Origin of the sequence: Nitrospira moscoviensis, assembly GCF_001273775.1 — a bacterium.
Taxonomy (GTDB): Bacteria; Nitrospirota; Nitrospiria; order Nitrospirales; family Nitrospiraceae; genus Nitrospira_D; species Nitrospira_D moscoviensis.
Window position 1 is genome coordinate 253,444 of sequence record NZ_CP011801.1, and the last position, 22,294, is coordinate 275,737.

Sequence of the window (22,294 nt, forward strand, 5' to 3'; positions counted from 1 at the left end):
CGGAGCCTAGACCGGAACGGGGACCGATTCGACGAGGTCGCGGATGAGGCGTTCGGCTTGCTCGGAGCTGCGCTGGCGCAATCCCTGTCCCCGCGCCAGCATGACGCGATGGGAGAGGACCACCGGGGCGAGCTCCTTGATGTCGTCCGGCAGGCAGTACGTCCTCCCCCGCGCCAGAGCCAGAGCTTTGGCCGCCCGACTCAACGCCAAGGCGCCTCTGGTGCTCACGCCCAACGACAACAACTCGGTCTGCCTGGTCGCCAGCACGATGGCGAGGAGATAGTCCATCAGGCTTTCTTCCATCAGCACCTTGTCCACCTGGGCCTGCAGGTCCAGCACATCCTGGGCGGCGAGCACCGGTTGCAGCTCCTCGGCGGGATGGAGACCTTGTGGACGGTCCAGGACTTTCTTTTCTTCGTCCGGCGTGGGATAGCCGATGCGCAGGCGCATCAGAAATCGGTCGAGCTGTGATTCGGGGAGTGGAAACGTCCCGTGGTATTCGGCCGGATTCTGCGTAGCAATGACCATGAACGGCTGGCTCAGCGGGTAGGTCTGGTTATCCACGGAAATCTGCGCCTCGCTCATCGCCTCCAACAGGCTGCTCTGGGTCTTCGGCGTCGTACGATTGATTTCATCGGCCAGCACGATATGGGCGAAAATGGGACCCGGCATGAATTCGAAGGCCTGTTTCTGTCGATTGAAGATCGACACTCCCACGATGTCGGACGGGAGCAGATCGCTGGTGAACTGAATGCGCTTGAAGGAGCAGTCGAGCGAGCGGGCCAGGCTGTGGGCGAGCGTGGTTTTCCCGACGCCCGGCACGTCCTCGAGCAAGAGATGCCCGCGCGCCAAGAGCGCCACGACGGTCATCTCGATGACCTGCGGCTTGCCCTTAATGACCCGCGCAATATTCTCCTGAATGGCCTGGACCGTTTGGGTGGCGTTCATGATGGGAAATTAAATGGGATGATGACGGGTGAATGGGTGGTCAACAGACACCGCTGAAGTCTAGCAAAGGGTCGTAAGACGGTCAATTTTTCGCGCTCTTCGCACCTAATGTCGCGGTCGCCGGTGGTTATGATGGGACCAACGCCAGACACCAGGGGGTCGTTTCCTCGATCATCGAAGCAAATTTGCGGGCCGTGCTGCTGGCAGGCGCGTCGGGAAACGTGGGGCCTCGCCGTACTTGAACGTGGCGGAAGGAGGGAACACCCACAGCCTTTCGCATCGAGCTAACGTCCGCCAGGTTGAGAGACGAACCGATCGGCATCCGGTCGAGTCTTCGATAGACCTCGCCGAAGACCTCCGGGATATTGTCCGGCGTGAACGGCGTTTCGGACGGTCGATAGCGATCGTCGTCGAGCAGCTGCGCCAGAGTTTCCCAGAAGACTTGCGCATCCACTGCGCCGAGGACGCACAAGGAGCCGCGCCGCGCGAGGAGATTTAGGAGCGCCAACGGACCCACGATCTCGAATTTCCAGGGAGGAAACAGGAGCGTCCGGTCGCCGTGCTTCACTTCCAGCGCCGCTTCGCCCTCCACTTTGGTGTGCCGGAACGTCCCCTTGGTGCGTCTCAAATGCTCGGCGATCGTCGCCGCGGACAAGCGGGAAGGCTCATAGGCGAAGGTCGGAGTGGCCGGCGCCCAGCAGGCCGCGATCGCATAGCGCGGGGCGAGCTTGCCCTGTTCGTCCAGGGAATCGAGCGCGAACATGTCTTGATCACCGAAGAATCCGAACGAAGGGCCCAGCCGCTCCCGCAAGGAGCGCAGCCGTTCCGCTTCCGGATGGAGCGGGCCGCCGAGCTTGGAATAGGGATGGAGACGGTCTATGCAATGCAGGATGAGAGGACGATTGTTTTGTTGCAAGTGCGGGAGATAACGATCGGTCAACTCGGCGGCGAAAGACAAGTCGCCCGCGCCGAGATCCAGCACGGAGGCGACCTCGCTCCCGAGCAGGAGATCGAAGGGGTTGGGACTCTGCTCCGAAATGCGTTCGACGATGTCACTCGACATCGTCGGCACCGGCCAGCGGGCCGCCGGATGCTCGACCAACTCGAAATAGACGCACAGCGCCCGGACGGCTTTGGTCGCCGGCAAGCCGGTCAGCTGCTTGAGGGCATCCCCATCGAGATCATGAATGCGGTGCGCTTGTTGACCGAGGGCCAGACGCAACCGGTCTTGGACGGGCCCGGGCAGCGCGTGCTCTTGAGAACAGACGCGCAGGCGTTCCAGCGTGGAAGGAACCAGATCATCCTGGATGAGACGCCGGGACCCTTCCCACTGGGCCGCCGACTGTTTGGCGCGCCGGCTGACGAGTTGGCGAAATTCGGTGAGAGGGTCCGGCGAAGACGTCATGAAAGAGTCCGAAGCAGGCGATGACGACGAAGTGCAGGATAGTGGCGGGCCCACGGCATCGTCAAGGCAAGGCTTGTGGCCCGTCGCGGCCCTGTGCTAGGAGATGAGCATGCTTGTGTCATCGTGGATTTCTGCGGCGCGACTGCCGGCGCTCATTATCCTCGTTCTGAATCTCGGCTGCAGCCCCGGCATTCATACCGTTTCCACTGCTTCACAGGCCGAGCCATGGCAAGCCGGGCAAGTGATCGAGACGAAGAGCGGCCGTGTGGTGTCTCCTGCTGAACTGCTGAAGGAGTTGGAACAGTACGACATCATTTATATAGGCGAGGAACACTACAACCGGCACCACGTTGAGGCGGCCATCGGTGTGCTGTCCGGATTGCTGGCGGACGGTTTCAGTCCGGTGCTCGGGATGGAAATGTTCGCGTGGGATGCGCAGCCGGCGGTGGATCGTTATCTGGCGGACCCCGGCGTCGGCAGGGGCGCGTTTCTCGAACAGGCCCAATGGAAGGCGAACTGGGGCGGTGAGTTCGACAACTATGAACCGCTCGTGACGTTGGCGCAAGCGCGCCATCTGCCGTTGCGGGCGCTGAACCCTCCCAAGGCGCTCATCCGGCGGGTGGTGAAGCTCGGCTTGGCCCAAGCCCGCGACGGAGACGATTGGAAACGATGGGGATTGACCGAGGAAGAAATCGTCGATGATCCGGCCTACCGCGCGAAGATCCTCGATCAGCTTCGCCGCTGTCACGGAGGAGGAGCCGAAGAAGATTATCGGACCATGTATGAAGCCTCGATGGTTCGGGACGAAGGCATGGCGAAAACGCTGGCGGCGGCGGTTCGTGACACCGGCCGCAACGCAGTCGGACGCCGCCACATCGTAGTGAGTTACACCGGCGGCGGGCACATTCAGTACAACCTTCCCGTTCCCAGACGGGTGGCGCGGCGTCTGGGCGGTGACATCCGTCAAGCGACCGTCTATCTCACTGCCTATGATCCAACCCGGACGGACGACATCCGGGAGCTTCTCAAGGAGCCGATCGCCGATTACCTGTGGCTCACGCCGACGGCGGGATCGGGGCCGGTCCAACGCTGCCGTTAGACCGGCCAAGCCACCTCGCGTTCCCGTGCTAAACCAGGCTGTCCTTGACAGGACGGGGCTTGCTCGTCAGACTGGGAGCACGCGTTGTGCCCGGAGCGCGCCGCCGATGCGAAACAAGATACCCTGCAGCGCCGATCGATTAGGCCTCCTGGATCCGCAGATGATCCAGGGCGTATCCGAACCCTCGGCCTTTCAAATCGGCCACCAGTATCTGACCGAAAACCGCGTCCGTATCGTGGAGGCCGACGACGCGCAGATTTCTTCCGCCGTCATCGGCAACTCGGGTCTCTACGAACAAACCATCCGGCTCAAAGACGGCCACCTCATTTCCAAGTGTTCCTGTACGCTGCCGGAAGAACCGATGTGCCGGCATTCCATCGCGGTGTTGCTGGAGTACCACCGGTGGGCCCATCCCCGTCAGTCGCGCAAACCTCCAGAATCACGGGAGGCAAAACCGCAGCCCACGACCCAGACCCATCCGGCCGGCAACGCCCAAGCTTCCACGACCGAGGCCTCTCCGCCTGATGTCAAATTAAGTGAGGTGATGCAGTTCGTGGAATGGCTTCAACCGGCCATGAAGGCGATTGAAAAAGGCGCGCCGATCCCCGAGGCTCCCAAGCTGCATCCCGGCGAGGTCGCCACCTGGATTCAGACCATACGCAACCTTGAGGACCGGCGGCGCGAGAGCGAAGAGGTGCAGGTCAATCTCGAAGCGGACATGAGGGATCGTGAAGCCTACGTCGGCCGCTTGACGCAGCAGCTTCAGGCATCGATCGCCGAGGCCAAGGCGGCGCAGGCGGCGTCCCAGGATCTGCAACGTGAAGTGGCGATGTATAAGGGCATGTTGGCCAAGGTCGGCGAGCTGGCCGGTGAGGTGGCCCGGTACGATACCCAGATCAAAGCGGTGGCCGGCGACCTGCTCGGCAAAGGCGCCCAACTCGATAAGCTCGCGCAGTCCTTCAAGGAAGTGGCCGAGGCGCTCAAATCGGCCGCCAAGCCCCACGACTCCCGATAACCCGGCCCTGCCGTTTTCTTCACAACGGAAGCCTGTCAGAGTCCTCTTGCGCCATCGCGGGGGACTTCAGTACAATGCGCCCACTTTTTTGCCATAGGGAGGAGTGCCATGAGGAAGGTCCTTGCGCAGGTTGGTGCGATAGCGGTGACGCTGTTTCTGATCGCTGCCTCTCAGGTGTCGGCGAACGCTCCGGCGGCCGACGGACATGTCGACTATAGCGGGATCACCGGCATGTATTATACGCTGATCGGGTTGATCCTGGCCTACGGCGTGTACGACACGTTTCTGAAAAAGTCTTAATTCCCTCGGACACCCAGTGTGTTTATCTCCTGCCCGGCCTCTGAGGCTGGGCGGGGGAAACCCTTCCGTTCCGGTGATCCAGTATGGGTTGCAGTGTCGTCAGGATCTGGCTGACGATCACCCGGTACCCTTCTTTCGTCGGATGAATGCCGTCCGCTTGGTTCAAGGTGGCTGACGCGGCCACGCCTTCGAGAAAAAACGGGATCAACGGCACGTCATGGCGCGCCGCCAAGGCCGGATAGATCGCCTCGAAGCCGTTCCTGTACTCGGCTCCGTAATTCGGCGGCAGTTTCATGCCCGCCAGAATAACTTGCACCCCGGCCGCAGAGAGTTGTTGCATAATCCGGTCGAGGTTCTGTCTCGTCTGGGCCGGACTCAAGCCTCGCAGGCCGTCGTTCGCGCCGAGTTCCAGAATCACGAGGTCCGGTTTGCTGTTCAATATCCACGGCACCCGGCGCACGCCGCCGGCGGTCGTATCGCCGCTCACGCCCGCGTTGATCACGCGAGCGCGATACCCCAACTGGTCCAAGCGCTGCTGCAGTTGCGCGGGGTAAGATTCATGAGGGCCGACGCCGAGTCCCGCCGTAAGACTGTCGCCGAAAGCCACGATGCGGAGCGCCGGCTCGTCCGCCTGCGACCATGGCGGAAGCAGGACGACCTGAAGACACCACCACAGGCCGATGAGCCATCGAGTCGAGATCATATGCCGCTGGTTCACTCGGAATCGCGCCTCCGTCTAGGAGTCTGTCGGACAGTGATCTTCTACTGTGGCGAACGGCAATGTCGGACGGACTCCTAGTATAATACCAGCCAATCCTCGCACAGGGACGGGAAGGAGCAGTGATTCATGATTGCGGTGAGCCATGTCTCGATGGTGCTGGAGGCGGCCGGCCGTTCCGTCACGATTCTGGACGATGTGACGGTGACGATTCCGGCGAAACAAACGGTGGCGATCGTCGGGCCGTCGGGCAGCGGCAAGTCCACTTTGCTCGGGCTCATGGCCGGGCTCGATCGCCCGACGTCGGGCTCCATCGAATTGGACGGCGTCGACATTACCCGCATGTCCGAGACGGTCATGGCGCGGTTTCGGCGTGAGAACATCGGCTACATCTTTCAATCCTTCCATCTGATCCCCACCCTCACGGCGCGCGAGAACGTGGCGGTGCCGCTGGAACTCGCCGGCGATCCCCACGCCGGCGCGCGAGCCGCCGAGTTGCTGGCGGCCGTGGGGCTCGCCGACCGCATGGACCATTATCCCGTGCAGCTCTCCGGCGGCGAACAACAGCGGGTGGCCGTCGCGCGGGCCTTTGCCTGCCGGCCGCCGATTTTGCTGGCGGATGAGCCGACGGGGAATCTGGATACCGCGACCGGCACGCAGGTGATCGAGCTGCTGCTCTCGCTCCATCGCGATCACGGCACGACGCTGGTACTGGTCACCCATGATCCTGCGTTGGCGGGATCGATGGAGCGGGTCGTGTCTTTACGCGACGGGCGTATCGAGGCCGATTCCCTGCCGCCGATCGGCGCGCATGCGGGAGACTCCTCCGCGTGATCCCGTTTGTCCTCACCATGGCCTGGCGGGAAACGCGGGCCGGCTGGCGGCATTTTCTCTATTTTCTCGTGTGCATCGCGGTGGGCGTCGGAGCCTTGGTCGGCGTGTCGCTCTTCGGCGCGCACGTCGAACGGGCCGTGACCAAAGAAGCCCGAGGGCTGTTGGGCGGCGATCTCGAAGTTCGGCTGTCGCGCCCCATCAGTGCCGACGGCCGGGCCGTCCTCGATTCCTTGTTGGAGCGCGGTGTCGAAACCACGCATGTCAGCGAGCTGGTCGCGATGGCGGCAACACTCCAGCCGGCACCGGGTCAGGGACAGCCGACTCAAATCATCGAATTAAAGGCGGTCGAGCCGCAGTATCCGTTCTATGGCTCCGTCAACGTGGAGCCGGAGGGGCGCCTACAAGAATTGCTCGCGCCTCGTGCCGGATGCCAGGGCGCGGCGGCACCCGAGACCTGTTACGGCGCGGTGGTGCAGGAGTCTCTGTTGATCCGGATGGGACTCCGCGTCGGAGACGGGCTCAAGATCGGGCAGGCGTATGTCACCATCACCGGCGTCGTCCGGACGGAGCCGGATCGGATGGCCAACGCCTTCAGCCTGGGGCCGCGCGTCTTGATCTCACAGGAAGGGCTCCGCGCGACGGAGCTGGTCCAAGTGGGCAGCCGCATTCGGGAGCGGTATTTGCTGAAGGTCCCGTCCGGCTTGGCGCCGGAGCCGCTGGTCTACGAATTACGCGGGCGGTTGTCGTCCGAGGCGGCCCGTGTGTCGGGCTATCGGGACGCCCAACCGCAGCTCAAGCAGTTTCTCGAGCAACTGACGAGATATTTGGGGCTCATCGGACTGACGGCCCTGTTCATCGGAGGGCTGGGCGTCGCTACGTCCGTTCACGCCTTTATCCTTGAAAAGTTGAACACCATCGCCATTCTGAAAACCGTCGGTGCCGGATCGGCGACGGTGATCTGGGCTTATGCCCTGCAGGCCTTGATATTGGGCTCGATCGGAAGCGCCGCCGGTCTGGTCATCGGCATTCTGCTCCAGCAGGCGCTGCCCTGGGTCATCGCCGGCTTCTTGGCCTCCGATCTGCTGGCGCAGCTTGGGTTTACGGCGGACCTTGGCCTGTCGTCGCTGGTTCCGCTTGGGAAGGGCATGGCGCTGGGGCTCTTGTCCACGATGCTGTTCGCCCTCTGGCCGCTGCTCACGATCCGCGAAATCAAGCCCGCGATGATCTTTCGCCGTGATGTGGCGCCGTTGGCTTCCGATCAACCCGATCGGGTCTCTCAATGGGGGCGATCATGGAGGACGATCGACCGGGTGAAAGGGGCGACGGCTTCCGGCATCGGCATCGGCCTGGTCGGACTGTCCATGTGGCAGGCGGGGTCGTGGAAAGTCGGAGTCTTGTTCATCGGCGCGTTTCTCGCCGCGGTCATCGTCTTACGCCTTTCCGCCTCCGCCGTGGTGCAGGCGCTGAAGAAAAGCCCGCGTCCCGCCGCCCTGACTCTGCGCCAGGCGCTCGGCAACGTGATCAGGCCGGGGAGCGGGGCGGTCGGCATCACCATGGCGATCGGCATCGGCGTGATGGTCGTGGTCACGGTGTCGCTCGTGGAGCGGTCGCTTCTCCTGCAGGTGGGGGAAAATCGTCCCACCAATGCGCCGACGTTCTTTTTCATCGACATTCAGCCCGATCAGAAGGACGGCTTTGAACGGCTGATAGGAGAGCTGGCTCATGATTCCGCGCCGCAGCTCACGCCGCTGGTCCGTTCCCGGCTGTCCGCGGTGAACGGACATCCGATCAAGCTGGAAGCCGCGACGGAGGACGAGGAGCGGAAGGAGCAGGACGCCGAGAAGGACGAGCGGCGGAAGAAGTGGTACTTCACGCGCGAATACGTCCTGACGTTTCTGGACGACCTGCCGAAAGACAACGAGGTGGTGCAGGGAGCATGGTGGAAGCCCGGTGAAGTGTTTTCGACGCCGCTGGTGTCGGTGGAGGAAGAAGCCGCGAAAGCGTTGGGACTGGGGATCGGCGGCACGGTGGAGTTGGATATTCAGGGAACGGCGATCACGGCCGCAGTCAGCAGCATCCGGAAGGTGGAATGGGGCAACTTTTCGACGAACTTTTATTTGATCCTGTCGCCCGGTTCGCTGGACGGTGCGCCGATCACGTACGTCGCGACGGTGCGCGTCCCTCCCGCTCAGGAGGTGCCGGTGCAACAGGCGGTCGTCGCCGCCTTCCCCAATGTGACGGCGATCAATATCGGCGACGTGTTCCAGACCTTTGCGACTGTGCTGGATCGGTTGTCGCTCGCCATCCGCGCCGTCGCGCTGTTTTGCGTCTTGTCCGGCGCTCTGGTCATGGCCGCGGCGTTGGCGGCCACGCGCTATCGCCGGCTCTATGAATCCGTCATCCTCAAAGCGATGGGGGCCACGCGGGGCGTCATCGCCCGTTCGTTTGCCGCCGAGTACGCCCTGCTCGGCGCGGTGGGGGGCTTGCTCGGGTGCGCGCTTGCGAGCGCCCTATCCTGGGGCGTGCTGGCCTTCGTATTCGATCTTTCCTGGAGTCTTCAGCCGATGATTCTCCTGGCCGGTTTTTCCGCCACGATCGCCCTCACCGTGCTCGTAGGGTTCTTGAGTACATATCGGATACTGGGGCAACCTCCGTTGGCGGTCCTGCGATACGAGTAGGGGTCGTTGAAAAGGCGGGACGGCCGTTTTGAACGACCCCCATAATAGAATAGAACGACTAGGGTTGAGATTCGGCCTGTTCGGGCAGCCAGAGATCGATGATCTGCCTGATGCGCCGCTCGTCTGCCCGTTGTAGCTGTACGAAGCGGAGCCCGATGCCGTCCTCCGTTATGGATCGGACGACTGCCTCATCGATGGTGATGGGGAACGAGGTGTCGGCGTACTGGAATTCCAACTCCACCCGTGTTCCGAGCGCGAACGGCGTCTCAGCACGGATGCGACACCCACGAAGGGATAGGTTCTCGAGAACTCCCTCCCGGCCCATATGCAGCGGGGGAGCCGGTCGTGGTTTGATCCACACCGGAAAAGAAACCGACACCCGCTCGAAGCCGCGCCGCGGCAGCTTCGCCCGGTGTCCGAGAAAGGTGCGGAACCGTTTCGCGCACAGCTGACAACGGAAGGGATAGATGGTGAAGGCGCTACAGAGGCTATCCGACAGAGTCTTGCGCGGAGCCAGTTTCGTCTTGATGGTCCCGCAGCGCGGGCAGCGGCGGCTGGTCACGCAAGCACCTCCCAAGGCTCGGCGCCTTGAGGGTACCGGGATGGGGGATGGCGGGGCAACCCTTCTAGAGAGGTAGAAGGGGGCGGTCTTGAGCGAGCCGGCCGCGCGCATCAATTCGGCGCAATGCGCCACAGGCCGCCGCCCTGCGTCAGGATATACAGCTCGCCCTGGGCGTCTTCGCCGAAGCTGGTGACGAACCGTCCCGGCGGGCGGAGGGTCGGCCAGTCAAATTGATCGAGCACCTGGCCATTCTGAAAGCGGAAACTTCGCACGAAGCCGGCGCAGAAATCGGCATAAAAATACGTGCCGTCGAGTGCGGGGATGGCGCTCCCGCGATAGACATAGCCGCCCGTGATCGCGCAGGCCTCGCCGGTACGGGGGTAATCAAGCACGGGGCCGTTCAATGTGGCTTGCGCGCAATTCGCGTCGAAATTGAACGTCTGCTGGGTACCTTCCATGCAGCGCCACCCATAATTGACGCCTCGTCCGCCGCCCTGCGCTTGAAGCACGACGTTGATTTCCTCCCGGGCGCTTTGGCCGACGTCGGCGATGTAGAGATCGCCGGTCCGGCGGTCAAATGAAAAGCGCCAGGGGTTCCGCAGCCCGATGCTCCAGACTTCCGGAGCGCCGCCCGCTAAGAACGGGTTGAGCGTCACGTTGCTGCAAGGCCCTCCGGTCTGCGGATTGAGCCGAAGCAGTTTACCGAGACGCGATGATGGATTTTGGGCATGGTTATCGGGATCGTTCGCACTGCCGCCATCGCCAGGGCCTGCATACAGACAGCCATCCGGGCCAAAGGCCAACATACCGCCGTTGTGGTTCGTAAAGGGATGAGGAATCGTTTGAAGAATGATGCCGGTCGTGCCGGCGAGATTCGGATTGCTTGGATTTCGTTCGTATCGGGCGATGACGATGTCGCCGTTCAGGTCGGTGTAATGCACGTAGAACCGCCCGTTCGTGCCATAGTCGGGATCGAACGCCATCCCGAGCAGCCCTTGTTCCCCGCCGCTTATGATGATGCCCGCAATAGTGAGGAACGGCGTGGAAAGGAGTGCGCCGCTGGTCAGATCGAATATTCGAATTGCTCCCCCTTGTTCGACGAGAAAGAGGCGCGTGTGGTCTCCCGGAGCCGAGGTCATGAATACCGGATCCGCGAGGCCGCCGACGATGGGCTCGAGTCGAACACTGATTGACGAGGCGGGCGGAGGCGCCGGTTCTCCTCCCGCGGGGGCGGAGTCGTTTCCTCCGCCGCAGGCCGACATGATCCCCGCCATGGCGAGGGAGCCTATGATGAAGCCAGTTCGCATTGTGCGCTCATCCTCAGGCGCGATCAGGATGACGAAGGCGTTCGCAAGGAATATTCCCGTGCGCCTGGAAAGCAGAAAGCTTTCCAAGTTCAATCCCTTGGCAGATCGAACGGAATAAAGGCGCGACTACCTGAAACCAGATAATGACTTCAGTGTAGGAGGCGGAGTACTAGGGACCTTCCCAGGCGTTGAAGATCGGCGCGGTTCTTCGCTGGAAGAGAGAAGACGGCCGGGCAAACGAAAGGATCAGACCTTCAGGCGGTCTTTCAGGGTGGGCAACTCGCGCTCGCGGAAGGCGACGGTCACGCGCAGGTGTTCCAGATACTGCTCCAGCGTTTTCCCGCCGAGGTCGATGTGGCGCGAAGCGAAAAACTCGCGGACGTCCCGTTCGAGCGCGGGCGTCGCGAGGGCCACGATCCCGCCGCACATGCGGCGCAAGCCCTGTTTGGGGAAGAGGCGGTCCATCTGATCCCAGTTGGTCTTCACGAAGGTCCAGGCCAGCTCCCGCCCATAGACGTTGCCCAGCACGGCGCTCACGATGAAGGGCGCGTCCTGCGTGCGGATCTCCCCGTTGATCGTGCGGGACAGGGTGCGCGAGAGGAGCGCCGGATCCCGGAAGGACGCCAGCGAGAACAGATAGCGCCGCTCCTCTTGGGGAGTGGCCGCCGTTTTATAGTGCTGTGAAAACTCTTCATAGCGAGCGGCGTCACCCAGGTACGCCAGAATCTTCACGAACGCCGGGATGACGTTCGGATCGACAGACGCAGGATCAGTTCGATACCGCCGATAGCGGTCCACGGCCTGCCGTTGGGTGGCCGGATCGTTGCCGAGCTTGCCGAGCGCGCCCAGCAGCTCGCCGCGCAATTGGCGGGTGAGATCCGATTCGCCGGGACGGGGATCCCAGCCGAGATCCTTGACGGCCGGCTCCACCCGGTCGCGGACGAAGGCTTCGAGGGCCGGGCGCTCGGCCGGCGTGATGATCCGATTCAGAAACGAAAACGAGTCGAGCAAGACCGTCCAGACGTTCTTGTCGCGCTCCTCTTTGAACTGCGCAGTGAGGTGGAGGTATTCGGCGAGCGGCATCAATCCGGCCACGGTCGTGGCCCAGGCGTCGCTCACGAGGTTGAACCGTTCGATGGGCGCCAATCGTGCGAGCCCTCCGTCAATCAATTGCCGGAGCAAGGGAGCGCGGTGGCGGACGCGGTAGAATCCCTGTCCGCCCGCGTTGACGAACAAGGCCGTGACGCCGGCCGGCAGCGCCACCGTGACATCGCGCTCGGTCAACAACAGACGACGATAGTCCTCGCGACCGCCGATGGAGAGGCGAATTTGGATCGGAATGTGCCACAGTTGCTCGGACGCCGGCTCTTGCGTCACATAGGTGAAGCGCTGTTGTGAGAGCCGGAGTTCCCGCTCGCTCTGCAGCTCCGCCGTGACCAACGGGAAGCCCGGCTGGAAAATCCAGCCGTTCATCAGCTCGGGCACCGGTTGGCGGGCCACGCTGCCGAGCGCGATCCACAAGTCCTTCGTGTCGGCGTTGCCATAGGCATGGGTCCGCAGATACTCACGCACGCCGTCGCGAAAGACGGCGGGGCCGATGTGCTGCTCCAACATGCGCAGCACCGAAGCGCCTTTTTCATACGTCAGCACGTCGAACATCGCTTCGGCGTCCTTGGGGGCGCGCACCGGATACTCGATCGGCCTAGTGCTGTGCAGCCCATCCAGGGAAAAGGCCGCGGCCCGCGAAACCGCGAAGGTCTCCCACCGTTTCCATTCCGGTTTCCAGGCGTCCACGGCCAGCATCTCCATGAAGGTGGCGAAGGCTTCGTTCAACCACAGGCCGTTCCACCAGGACATGGTGACGAGATCGCCGAACCACATGTGCGCATTCTCATGCGCGACGACATCGGCGACTCGTTCCAGCTCGCCGTGCGTACCGGTGCGCTCATCGACCAGCAGGGCGGTTTCGCGGAAGGTGATCGCGCCGAGATTCTCCATGGCGCCGGAGGCGAAATCGGGAATCGCCAGCAGGTCGAGCTTGTCGCCCGGATAGGGGATGCCGTAATAGTCCTCGAAAAACTTGAGCGAGGCGGCTGCGATGTCCAGGCCGAAGCGGGTCAAGGCGTGCTTCCCGGGAACGGCCCAGAGCCGCAGCGGCGTTGGGCCGACAAACACCGGTGCGGTCGATTCGATGCGCCCGACGATGAACGCGACAAGATAGGTGGACATCTTCATGGTGTCTTCGAAGCGCACGGTCTTCTTGCCGCCCTCCACCGATTCCGACGCAATGCGAGTATTCGAGACCGCCGTCAGCGCCCGGTCGATGACCAAGGTCGTGGCGAACACGGCCTTGAAGTCCGGCTCATCCCAGCAGGGAAAGGCCCGGCGCGCGTCCGTGGCCTCGAACTGTGTGGCGGCGATGGTCTGGGTGGCTCCGGCGAGGTCCGTATAGGTGCTGCGGTAAAACCCGCGCAGCTTGTCGTTGAGGATCCCGGCGAACGTCAGATGCAGGCGCCACCCGCCCGGCGCGATCGGCTGTGGAAACGACAGCCGGCACCGTTGAGTGGCGGCCTCCATCTCAACGGTGGCTGTAAGCGGTTGTGTGTTCGGTCGGTCGATCGTGGCCGACGAGATGGCGAGATCCAGCGCATTGAGCAAGATCGTGTCGGTGACCTGATGGACGGTCAGGCTAATGGTGACCAGGCCGGAAAAGCGAGCCGACGCCAGATCCGGCTCCAGCCGGAGCTCGTATCGATGCGGAACGACGTGGCGGGGCAGGCGATAGGGATCGATGGTCGGGATGGCACTCTCGGAAGTCATGTCCTCCTCTTTCGGCCGACCGGCGGCAGCCAGTATGGAAGTCGGCCGCTGCGCGAGCGGGACCGCGAGGAAGGCGCAAGCCCACTGAGCGAGGCATCGGAGCAGCCGCCGCCGGCCGACCGGCCCGCTCATCGACGCGGCGCATACTGCACGTCGACGCCCTGCGGGGTCCCGACGATCAGGATATCGGTGCGGCCGACGAAGAGACCGGTTTCCACCACGCCGGGAATCAGGTTCAACGCCGACTCCAGTTCCTCCGGCCGGTCGATGCGGTCGATATGGGCGTCGACGATCAGGTTCCCCGCTTCGGTTCGAAACGGATTTCCCTGGCGTTCCCGGAGCACGACGCGACTCTTGGTCAGGCGCTCGATCTCCCGCGCGGTGCTGCCCCAGCCGAACGGCACGACTTCGATCGGCAGCGGAAAGGTGCCGCCGAGCGCCGGCACGCGCTTCGTATGATCCACCAGCACGATGAACTGCCTGGCCGAGGCGGCGACGATCTTTTCTTTCAGCAGCGCCCCCCCGCCGCCTTTGATGAGATTGAACGCCGGATCGACCTGGTCGGCCCCGTCGATCGCGACATCGATGTCCCATCGGTTCTCGGTATCGATCAGCGTGATACCAGACTGCCGCGCCAACGCGGCGGTTTCCTGCGACGTCGGCACCCCGCGCAATGTCATCCCGGCCTTCACCTTCTCGCCCAGCGCGATCACCATGTGTTTGGCCGTCGAGCCGGTGCCGAGGCCGATGACCATCCCGTCTTTGACATAGTCCACCGCCTTCAGCGCCGCGGCCTGCTTGAGTTGATCCAGGTCTTGGAGGGTCGTCATGGTGCGGGTGTATAGGCGGCCAAGGCGGCGGCCACCGAGGCGGCGCCGAGCAGGCCGGTCTCTTGGTTCATCACGACCTTGACCGGGATGGTGCTGAGGAGGCGTTTGTACCGTCCCTTATTGGTAAAGGCCTTCATGAAGGTGCCGTCCTTCATCTTTTGAATCAGCTTCGGCGCGATGCCGCCAGCGACATAGACCCCATCGAGCGACAAGGCCTTCAAGGCGAGGTTCCCGGCCTCCGCTCCGTAAATGGACGCGAACAGATCGAGCGCCTGCTTCGCGATGTCCGCCTGTCCTTTCAGCCCGGCTTCGGCAATTTCCGCCGCCGGGATTCCGGCCTTGATCTTTTCCGCCAGCCACGTCGGCTCGTTCTTCTTGGTGTCCCGAATGAATTCGTAAATGGCATGCAGGCCCGGACCGGATAACACCCGCTCATAACTCACGTGGAGATATTGGCCGCGCAGATACCGGAGCAGCTCGATTTCATAATCATTGTTGGGCGCAAAATCCGCATGCCCCCCTTCGGAGGGCATGGGACGGTACGACTTGCCGTCCCAAAACAGAATCCCTTCGCCCAGTCCGGTGCCGGCGGCGATCAGCGCCAAGGCTTGGCGCTTTTTCGGCGGATTGCCCAGATTGAGCACCTCAACCTCGTCAGGCCGCAGCCAAAGAATGCCGTAGGCCGTCGCTTCCAAGTCGTTCAACAGCTGCACAAGCGGAATGTCGAACTGTTTGGCGATGGAGGACCCGTCGATCACCCAGGGCAAATTCGTCGTGCGGCTCCGGTTCTCTATGACCGGCCCCGCGATGCCGAAGCAGGCGGCGGTGAGCTTCACCGGTTCAGGCGGCGGCTCGTCGGGTTTCTCGCCCTCGTCGCCTTCATCTATGGCGTCCAGGGGTGTCGGCGGCTTGGGCGGCGTCAAAAACTCCACCAGAATGTCTTCCAGCGATTTGTAATCCGCGCTGTGAAAACTTTCCATCCGGACCGGGTCCACCCGCTCGGTGGTCCAGTCATACAGAGCCAAGTTGGTTTTCGTGCCGCCGATGTCGCCTGCGAGAATCATGTCGCGTTCTGTCCGGTCGCTACGCCGTCCGCAACTGTGCGGCGGCGGACTGATCCAGCATCCATATGAGCCGGCCCGATGCAGGGGAGACCCTCGCGGCGGGCAACGCACGGTCGGCCTCGGATTGCGGTTCGACGACCCTCCGCACCATCGAGGCCTTGCCGGATCCGGTCACGAGGAACAGTACCACAGACGCCCGGTTGATCACACCTAGGGTGAGCGTGAGGCGCAGCGCAATGCCGGCCGGCGCCCGGCCCACCGTGACGAGATGGGATCGGTCGTTCAGCGCTTCAGTACCGGGAAACAGCGAGGCGGTATGGCCGTCCTCACCCAAGCCGAGAAGGATGAGATCAATTTCGGGCATGTCAGGCGGCCGACAATCGGTCAGGCTCCTCAGGGTGTCCTCGTACTGCCAGGCCGCCTCCATCGGCTCCGGCAGCTCGCCTTTCATCCGCGAAATCTGGGCGGGAGGAATTCCGATCGGCTGAAACAGCTCCCGATCCGCCATGCCGAAATTGCTTTCGGGGTGATCGGGCGGCACGCAGCGCTCGTCGCCGAACAGGAAATGCAGGCGCGGCCACTCACATCGCCGTTTCCACTCCGGCTGTGCGAGGGTGCGGTAGAGGGTTCTCGGCGTGGAGCCGCCCGAGAGGGCGATCAGCATTCGCCCGCGCGCTCGGATGGCATGGTCGCAGATGGAGCGCAGGAATGTCGCGGCCTCATGCGCCCAAGCCTGACCGTCGCCGGCTATGCGGATCTCAGGCTTGATCGACATGTCAGCGGCGGCTCTTGGCGCCCGGGCGCTTCGCCGGGCGCCGCTGGCTGTGCGAGCGAGGGGAAGTCAAGGCGGCCAACAGGGCGGAGACCGTCGCTGCCGGGTCTCGGCCGAATTCGACGGAGACAGCGATACGCTGGTGGGCCCGGAGTGATTCCAGATCGCCGGCGGCCTGCGCGCGGGCCAAGGTTCCGAAGGAGAACCGTTTTCCGGGAATCGGCAGATCGGGGGTCATACGATCGATCAACTCAAGAAAGATCCCGCTGTTCGGTCCGCCCTTATGGAGCTGACCGGTGGAATGGAGGTAGCGCGGCCCGTAGCCGAAGGTGGTCGCCGCGCCATGGCATGAGACGAGCGCCGCGCGCAGCCGGCGGATCGCCGACTCCAATGAACGCGAAGGGGTCGTATAGGCCAGGATGGCCACATACATGCCGGGCTCTGCGCGGGCCGTCAATTCCTGAGCGGCCTGGGCCGGTGAGGAGCGGGACTGTTTCGGCAGGCGGCCGGCCGATTCGAACTGGGCGAGGACCCGGTTCGTGTTGTCTTTGCTTTCTTGAACGTTCGGTTGGTCAAACGGCTGGATGCCGAGGACATGCCCTGCCACGGCGGTGGCGAATTCCCAGCGAAAGAACTCCGCGGCCAGGTCGTAGCGATCATTCAGATCGAAACGGAGCACCGGGTGGGAGGCTTTGCGCAGGGCCTGCTCCTGACGATCCAGTTCCGTGTTCTTGTCGCCCCTGAGCCGGAGGTAGAGAAAGAGGCGATCGCTTCCATACAGGCGGGGCGCCACGAGCGGCTCCTGCGCGACCGGGATCAGGCCGGTGCCTTCCTTGCCGGTGCTTTCCGCCAACAGTTGTTCCGCCCAGAGGCCGAACGTCGCGATGGACGGCGACGCCATGATGGTCGTCTTGTCGCGGCCGGCTTTGGCGAGCGCGCCCATCGCCGCGCCGAGATACGCGCCGGGGTTCGCTGCGGACTCCGCCTTGCGGCAGCGCTGAGCCATCCCACCGGCGCGGGTCAGCAATCGCTCGACGTCCACACCCATCAGCGCGGCGGGAACCAGGCCGAACAGCGAGAGCACGGAATAGCGCCCGCCGATGTCCGGAGGATTGATGATCACCTGCCCGAATCCATACTCCAACGCCATCCGTTCAAGGCCGGTCCCGGGATCGGTAATCGCGACAAACTGCCGGCCGCCGTGGTTGCCTTTGGCGTTGGAGACCAGGTCCCAGAAGTGCGCGAAGAGCGACAGGACCTCGATCGTGCCCCCCGACTTGCTGGCGACCAGAAACAGGGTCCTGGCAGGAACGATCGCGTGGGACACCTGTTTGACCCAGCCGGGTACGGTGGAATCGAGCACCCACAGACGCGGCGCGCCTTTCTGTCGTCCGAAGGACGTGCGGAGCACCTCGGGACCGAGGCTGCTGCCGCCCATACCGAGCAGCACGACATGTTGGATGCGCAATTCATTCGCCATCGAGACCAGCGAGCGGAGCTCATCGACCCGCTCCGGCATCTGCTCATGAAGGGTCAGCCAGCCGAGTCGATCGGCAATCTCCCGCGGCTCCGGTTTCCAAACCCGATACTCTTTGGCCCAAATTCGGTTGATCAAGTCCTGCTCGTTCAGTTGCCGGAGAGTCGGGCTGATCGCGTCGGCAAAGGCGGGGGGAAGTGTGTGTCCGGTAGGGGTCGCCATAGCGGTCCTCAACAACCCGTTCAAAAGCAATCGGGTCATCTTAGGTAGAGGAGGAGGAAAAAGGCAACGCCAAACGAGCGCGCACGGATCCTTACGGGTGTGAGGAAGCGGCGGGGCGACGGATCACCAACGCCATTCCGTCCACCAACGACCAGGCGAGGGATCGGGCGTCCTCGGCGGAGAGCGTCAGCTGGAGGTGCGGCGGCGATGGCCGATCGCGGTCGCCGAAGAAGCTGCGGCTCCACTCGATGAAGGAGCGCCACCAGATTCGGCGCGAGGACCAGGCCCATTGGAGAGGATGCTGCGCCACGCTGGGCACGACCGCCAGCGTCAGCGCCGGCGTGCAGGACAGATCGTAAGCCACCGGCATGTCGGCGAGCGAAATCGGTTCTTGCTCCACGGTCGCGGTCGGATTGATCTTGCGCCGCACCACCGGGGGGCGCTCGACGATGCGAAACACGCCCGTCGCATCCTCGCCCGCGGCAAAGGACCATCGTTCGATCGGAAGTCGATGCAGCACGACGCCGCGGCCTTTGATCAGGACGGAGGCGGCGGCGAGATCGATTACCAGATAGGTCTGCGGCTTGGCCGCCAGCTTGACCTCTTCTTCCAACACGCGGGCGGCTTCCTGGAGCGAGACCGGATCGTCGAAACGCAGGTTGGGAAACGGTTCCGGTTCGGCCGCGAAGCCCGGCGTCGTGAACGAGAGGAGCAGGAGGACGGTTGCGCAGCGGCTCATGAAGGGGTGTCTGGGCCGGATCGGCGTGGTCAGAAAATCAGGATCGGCGTCCCGACCCGCGCCAATTGGTAGACGCTCTTGAGGTCGCCGTCGTTCAATCGGATACAGCCGTGCGTCACGTTTTTGCCGAGGAGGCGCGTATAGAGTGTGCCGTGAATGAAATAGCCCTTCCCGAAGCCGAGCGCATATTCGCCCAGGACTCCCTGCTCCACCCGGTCGGCGGGGTTCTTCGGCACCGCCAGGCCCTCTTCGATGAAGGCCCAGTCTGGTTTCACCCAGACCGGATTCGTCAGTTTCGACTGGACGAGAAACTCGCCTCGCGGCGTATCGAAGACCCATTGCCCGCTGGCATCGCCGGGCTTGTCCAGAATGGTCCCGCTGCCGGTGGAGGCAATCGCGTCGAGCATGATGTCTTGGTGGTGCTTTACGTACAGATGGTTCCGGGCCGTATCAACCAGGATATACGGTTGCTGTGGCATCAACTGGGACAGTTGCTTGGAGAGGCTGCGATAGCGGGCTTGCAGGGCACGCAGGTTCGCGTCGTTCCGAACGGAAGGCTCGGGCGGATCCCTCTCGGTGGAGACCTGGCTACTGCCGGGGACGGTCGAGGCCAGGAGCCCGATCACCACGAATGCGGACAGGGAGGGCAGCACTCTTGGCATAGGGCACGCTCACGTGTCTTCTTTTTGCTGCCCGAGCTGCGCCAACGCCAGCGCCACGGAGTTGTTGCCGGTCAAGGCTCCCACGATCGTCACCGGCGTGCCGGGCGACACCCGCTCGAACAGCACGGCCATCTGCGGATTCTCGAGCATGATGCAGCCCAGCGTCTGGGCCATCAGCTCATTGTCCACTCCGTGGATTTCGATCTGGCCGCCGATGCTTTTCGTGGTGGCGATGCGGCCGGCCTGCTTCGCAGACTCGAAGCGCCGCCGATCGTCGGCGTTGGGATAATCCAGCGCCAGCGCCCGGTAGAACTGGGTGTGACCGGGGCCGCGCTTGGCGGTGATATGGTACCGCCCTTCCGGCGTGGCCCCGTCGCCCTGATATTGCTTTTCCCGGATCCCATTGAATCCCAACCGGACAGGGTATGTTAGCACTTTGCGACCGTTCTTGTAGAGGATGAGCATACGGTCGGCCTTGCTCACCACGATGGCGGCCGCCTGATGGGTTCGGGACCATTCCACCGTCCGTTTGACCATCGTTTGCCAATGGCTGATGCGGGCATCGTCGGCGTAGCGGCCCAGCTCGCGCGCGAGCACGGTCGTCTGCGCGGCGACGGCGTGGGCGGCCTTCTCCGCCGCGTCGATCGAGCGGTCATAGTCGCCTTGCTCGAAGAAGGCGCGTGCCTGCTTGAGCAGGAGATCGGTCTGCACCGGCTTGTCGCCCAGCACGATCCGCCCGTCGATCGAGTCCACCTGCGCGGCGATCGTCTGCAGCCGTTCTTCCACGCGATGGAGCTTGGCTTCCGCCAGCTGCCGGCGGGCGCGCAGGCGTTCCTGCAGCCGGCTCACCGTCGCGCCGCCTTCCTCCTGCAACCGGTGGAGCGCCTCTTCGAGGTCGTTCGACTCCCAGGGCCATCGGATGAGATCGTCTTCCGCCTGCACGCGCGCCCTGAGCGATACCCATTGCTTGACGAATTGTGCGTAGTCCTCCGGCGCCGCCTCCGGCGCCCGCACGGCGATCAGCTCCCGATCGATCGACTCGACGGCGGCGATCAGATCGGACGGCACGGCCTGGACGCAGCCGGCGGCCGCGAGCGCGCCGAGGCCCATGCAGAAAATGAAGATGATGTGTGGCCGCACGTTCATACCGGTCGTCCGCCGCGGGAGCGCCTACTTCTTTTTCGCCGGCGCGGGCTTGCCTTTGCCGACCTTCGCCAGCGCCTGCTGGATCTCCGCCGACACGGCTTGGCTCTTCTCGTGAATGGCCTTGGCCTGAGTTTGGGCGGCCGGATAGTCCTCTTTGTCGATGGCGATCTGCACCTGGTTCAGCGACGCCTTGAGCGCCTCGGTGTCGTTCTTGATCGCTTCCAGCGCGGCGCGATCTTTTCCGACGGGAGCCTGCGCCACCAAATCGACCGTCGATTTCACCGCTTCCTGCGCGACTTGCTGGGCTTGCAGGGCGGCGGCCTTGGCTTCCTCTTTTTTCTTGGCCGCCTCGGTTTTCACGCGCTCGGCGTCGGCCTTCATGGAGGCGGCCAATTGCTCGGCTTTGCCGTAGTCGCGGAACAAGGCAAACTTGGCATCCTGCTCGCCGACTTCCTTCTTCAACGCGGCGAGGGTGCCTTCGAGCTTTGCGTATTCATCCGCCGTATAGGTGGCGGCGCCGCTTTGCCGCGCCTCCGCCACGGCCTTTTCCGCCGCGTCGATCTGCTCCGTCGGCGGTTTGGCGCAGCCGGCGGCCAACACCACGGCCAGGGCGACGGGCCCAAGGATCTGTCTGGTCAGCTTCATAGTCTCCTCCTCGTCATACTCGACGGATGTCGCGGCGCGAATCGTGCCCTGTTCCTCGTTCGGATTCTAGTGGTCAAAACAGGCGGACGCGATACATTTCACACAACCTGCAGCCGGCGCCGCCGGACTTTTCGCGGACCCTGCGGCTTCGACCGGACGGCTCCGGCTACCCGTTCTTCTTGTCCTTCTTCTTACCCTTGCCGCCTTTCTTGCCCTTCTTGTGCTTCTTCTCCTTTTCCTTTTCGCCGTCCATTTTCTTCTCGGGCTCAGCAGGGGCCGGAGCGGTGGTCGGCGGAGCGGCCGGAGCGGGGGGCGGCATGCTCGGGGCGGTTTCCTGCGCGCGAGCGACCGTGCCGGTCGCGAACGTTGCCAGCACAATCAGGGCCAATCCAGTCACGAGCACTTTCGGCATGATTGATGACCTCCCTTTCACGGTTGATATCGTAGGCCGCTGCCAGGCCGCGGCAGGATGCGAAACCTCTACTCTCTGGCAAGGGCAGTGCCACGGGCCATGCGCTCAAACGGGACAAAAGAACCACCTAATCCGATGTTTAGCCAAAGTTTTCTCGGTTGCCGTGGGGTGTTCTGTGGCGGTCTGGCGCAGCAAGGGCAAAAGCGCCTCAAAAATCCCGTGCAGCTTGCCTTGTGCATCGCGCATCTTTGCCTTACGTTGGCCAGCCATGCCGGTCTTCTCTAAATTGACAGCTCTGGAAGCGGCTCATATAATGCGACACTTAATTCGCGCTGCAATGAATCACCAAAGAGGAGCGTCATGTCATTCACCTATCAGCAGCCGTCCAAACTGAAGCGCAAACGCGAGCACGGCTTTCGGAAACGCATGAGTACCAAGAACGGACGGAAAGTGTTAGCCCGGCGCAGGGCCAAAGGTCGGGCGCGGCTGACTGTCTAGGGTCCGGGCGGTGGGCCTGACTGTGGGCGGTCCGGGCGTAATCTCCAGCCCCTCCACGCTTCTTCGATAGAGGCGTGCTCCCTGAATCCGTCGCGTGCGTACCTGCCACTTGCTTTCCTGAACGGTATCACGAGTAACGCG

Annotated in this window: 22 protein-coding genes; 6 read left to right on the plus strand and 16 right to left on the minus strand. The window is 63.3% G+C overall.

Annotated features, from left to right (window positions below):
- Positions 1 to 6 precede the first annotated feature (6 nt).
- The gene (locus tag NITMOv2_RS01160; protein WP_053378147.1) at positions 7 to 948 is read right to left on the minus strand and encodes an AAA family ATPase; all 942 of its coding nucleotides are present in this window, start codon (positions 946 to 948) and stop codon (positions 7 to 9) included.
- 127 nt (positions 949 to 1,075) lie between these two features.
- Entirely contained in the window at positions 1,076 to 2,353 is a 1,278-nt protein-coding gene (locus NITMOv2_RS01165; RefSeq protein ID WP_053378148.1) for a hypothetical protein, read from the minus strand.
- A 109-nt stretch (positions 2,354 to 2,462) separates the two neighbouring features.
- On the opposite strand from NITMOv2_RS01165, the gene NITMOv2_RS01170 reads away from it, so the two are divergent.
- From NITMOv2_RS01170 to NITMOv2_RS23215, 3 genes are all read left to right on the plus strand, one after another.
- Entirely contained in the window at positions 2,463 to 3,452 is a 990-nt protein-coding gene (locus NITMOv2_RS01170) for a ChaN family lipoprotein (RefSeq protein WP_053378149.1), read from the plus strand.
- Positions 3,453 to 3,558: 106 nt separating this feature from the next.
- On the plus strand, positions 3,559 to 4,467 hold the full coding sequence (locus tag NITMOv2_RS01175; protein WP_053378150.1) for an SWIM zinc finger family protein: 909 nt from the start codon (positions 3,559 to 3,561) through the stop codon (positions 4,465 to 4,467).
- Positions 4,468 to 4,575: 108 nt separating this feature from the next.
- On the plus strand, positions 4,576 to 4,767 hold the full coding sequence (locus NITMOv2_RS23215) for a hypothetical protein (RefSeq protein WP_145976127.1): 192 nt from the start codon (positions 4,576 to 4,578) through the stop codon (positions 4,765 to 4,767).
- Positions 4,768 to 4,789: 22 nt separating this feature from the next.
- Here the strand turns inward: NITMOv2_RS23215 and NITMOv2_RS01180 are convergent, their stop codons facing one another.
- Positions 4,790 to 5,470: an arylesterase gene (locus NITMOv2_RS01180; protein WP_053378151.1), complete on the minus strand. Its 681-nt coding sequence runs from the start codon at positions 5,468 to 5,470 to the stop codon at positions 4,790 to 4,792.
- A gap of 144 nt (positions 5,471 to 5,614) precedes the next feature.
- On the opposite strand from NITMOv2_RS01180, the gene NITMOv2_RS01185 reads away from it, so the two are divergent.
- Both NITMOv2_RS01185 and NITMOv2_RS01190 read left to right on the plus strand, forming a co-directional pair.
- Positions 5,615 to 6,319, plus strand: a complete 705-nt coding sequence (locus tag NITMOv2_RS01185; protein ID WP_053378152.1) for an ABC transporter ATP-binding protein — start codon at positions 5,615 to 5,617, stop codon at positions 6,317 to 6,319.
- A complete protein-coding gene (locus tag NITMOv2_RS01190; RefSeq protein WP_053378153.1) occupies positions 6,316 to 8,997 on the plus strand; it encodes an ABC transporter permease in 2,682 nt (893 codons plus the stop codon). The genes NITMOv2_RS01185 and NITMOv2_RS01190 overlap by 4 nt, the downstream gene beginning before the upstream one ends.
- Positions 8,998 to 9,055: 58 nt before the next feature.
- Here NITMOv2_RS01190 and NITMOv2_RS22390 read toward each other — a convergent pair whose 3' ends face one another.
- The 13 genes from NITMOv2_RS22390 to NITMOv2_RS23725 all read right to left on the minus strand — a co-directional run bounded on the left by NITMOv2_RS22390 (position 9,056) and on the right by NITMOv2_RS23725 (position 21,925).
- Positions 9,056 to 9,559 carry a PilZ domain-containing protein gene (locus NITMOv2_RS22390; RefSeq protein ID WP_187299321.1) on the minus strand — a complete coding sequence of 168 codons (504 nt, stop codon included), beginning with the start codon at positions 9,557 to 9,559 and terminating at the stop codon, positions 9,056 to 9,058.
- Positions 9,560 to 9,669: 110 nt separating this feature from the next.
- Positions 9,670 to 10,698: a PQQ-dependent sugar dehydrogenase gene (locus NITMOv2_RS01200; protein WP_238590432.1), complete on the minus strand. Its 1,029-nt coding sequence runs from the start codon at positions 10,696 to 10,698 to the stop codon at positions 9,670 to 9,672.
- A gap of 414 nt (positions 10,699 to 11,112) precedes the next feature.
- Complete coding sequence (locus tag NITMOv2_RS01205; RefSeq protein ID WP_187299322.1) at positions 11,113 to 13,686, minus strand: M1 family metallopeptidase; 2,574 nt, start codon at positions 13,684 to 13,686, stop codon at positions 11,113 to 11,115.
- A 128-nt stretch (positions 13,687 to 13,814) separates the two neighbouring features.
- A complete protein-coding gene (rpiA, locus tag NITMOv2_RS01210) occupies positions 13,815 to 14,516 on the minus strand; it encodes a ribose-5-phosphate isomerase RpiA (protein ID WP_053378157.1) in 702 nt (233 codons plus the stop codon).
- Positions 14,513 to 15,580, minus strand: a complete 1,068-nt coding sequence (gene glk, locus NITMOv2_RS01215; RefSeq protein WP_053378158.1) for a glucokinase — start codon at positions 15,578 to 15,580, stop codon at positions 14,513 to 14,515. Before glk ends, rpiA begins: the two co-directional genes overlap by 4 nt.
- Before the next feature lie 19 nt (positions 15,581 to 15,599).
- Positions 15,600 to 16,355, minus strand: a complete 756-nt coding sequence (pgl, locus tag NITMOv2_RS01220; RefSeq protein WP_053378159.1) for a 6-phosphogluconolactonase — start codon at positions 16,353 to 16,355, stop codon at positions 15,600 to 15,602.
- A gap of 1 nt (position 16,356) precedes the next feature.
- Positions 16,357 to 18,051 (minus strand): glucose-6-phosphate isomerase, encoded by a 1,695-nt coding sequence (locus NITMOv2_RS01225; RefSeq protein ID WP_083447655.1) that lies wholly within the window; start codon positions 18,049 to 18,051, stop codon positions 16,357 to 16,359.
- A 91-nt stretch (positions 18,052 to 18,142) separates the two neighbouring features.
- Positions 18,143 to 18,790 carry a hypothetical protein gene (locus tag NITMOv2_RS01230; protein ID WP_053378160.1) on the minus strand — a complete coding sequence of 216 codons (648 nt, stop codon included), beginning with the start codon at positions 18,788 to 18,790 and terminating at the stop codon, positions 18,143 to 18,145.
- Positions 18,791 to 18,819: 29 nt separating this feature from the next.
- The gene (locus tag NITMOv2_RS01235; protein WP_083447656.1) at positions 18,820 to 19,452 is read right to left on the minus strand and encodes a L,D-transpeptidase; all 633 of its coding nucleotides are present in this window, start codon (positions 19,450 to 19,452) and stop codon (positions 18,820 to 18,822) included.
- A gap of 9 nt (positions 19,453 to 19,461) precedes the next feature.
- Complete coding sequence (locus NITMOv2_RS01240; protein ID WP_053378162.1) at positions 19,462 to 20,598, minus strand: L,D-transpeptidase family protein; 1,137 nt, start codon at positions 20,596 to 20,598, stop codon at positions 19,462 to 19,464.
- A 24-nt stretch (positions 20,599 to 20,622) separates the two neighbouring features.
- Complete coding sequence (locus tag NITMOv2_RS01245) at positions 20,623 to 21,243, minus strand: hypothetical protein (RefSeq protein ID WP_053378163.1); 621 nt, start codon at positions 21,241 to 21,243, stop codon at positions 20,623 to 20,625.
- 166 nt (positions 21,244 to 21,409) lie between these two features.
- Positions 21,410 to 21,655 (minus strand): hypothetical protein, encoded by a 246-nt coding sequence (locus tag NITMOv2_RS01250; RefSeq protein ID WP_053378164.1) that lies wholly within the window; start codon positions 21,653 to 21,655, stop codon positions 21,410 to 21,412.
- A 105-nt stretch (positions 21,656 to 21,760) separates the two neighbouring features.
- Positions 21,761 to 21,925, minus strand: a complete 165-nt coding sequence (locus NITMOv2_RS23725) for a hypothetical protein (RefSeq protein ID WP_187299323.1) — start codon at positions 21,923 to 21,925, stop codon at positions 21,761 to 21,763.
- A gap of 90 nt (positions 21,926 to 22,015) precedes the next feature.
- Between NITMOv2_RS23725 and rpmH the strand changes: the two genes are divergently transcribed.
- The gene (gene rpmH / locus NITMOv2_RS01255) at positions 22,016 to 22,153 is read left to right on the plus strand and encodes a 50S ribosomal protein L34 (RefSeq protein WP_053378165.1); all 138 of its coding nucleotides are present in this window, start codon (positions 22,016 to 22,018) and stop codon (positions 22,151 to 22,153) included.
- Positions 22,154 to 22,294 lie beyond the last annotated feature (141 nt).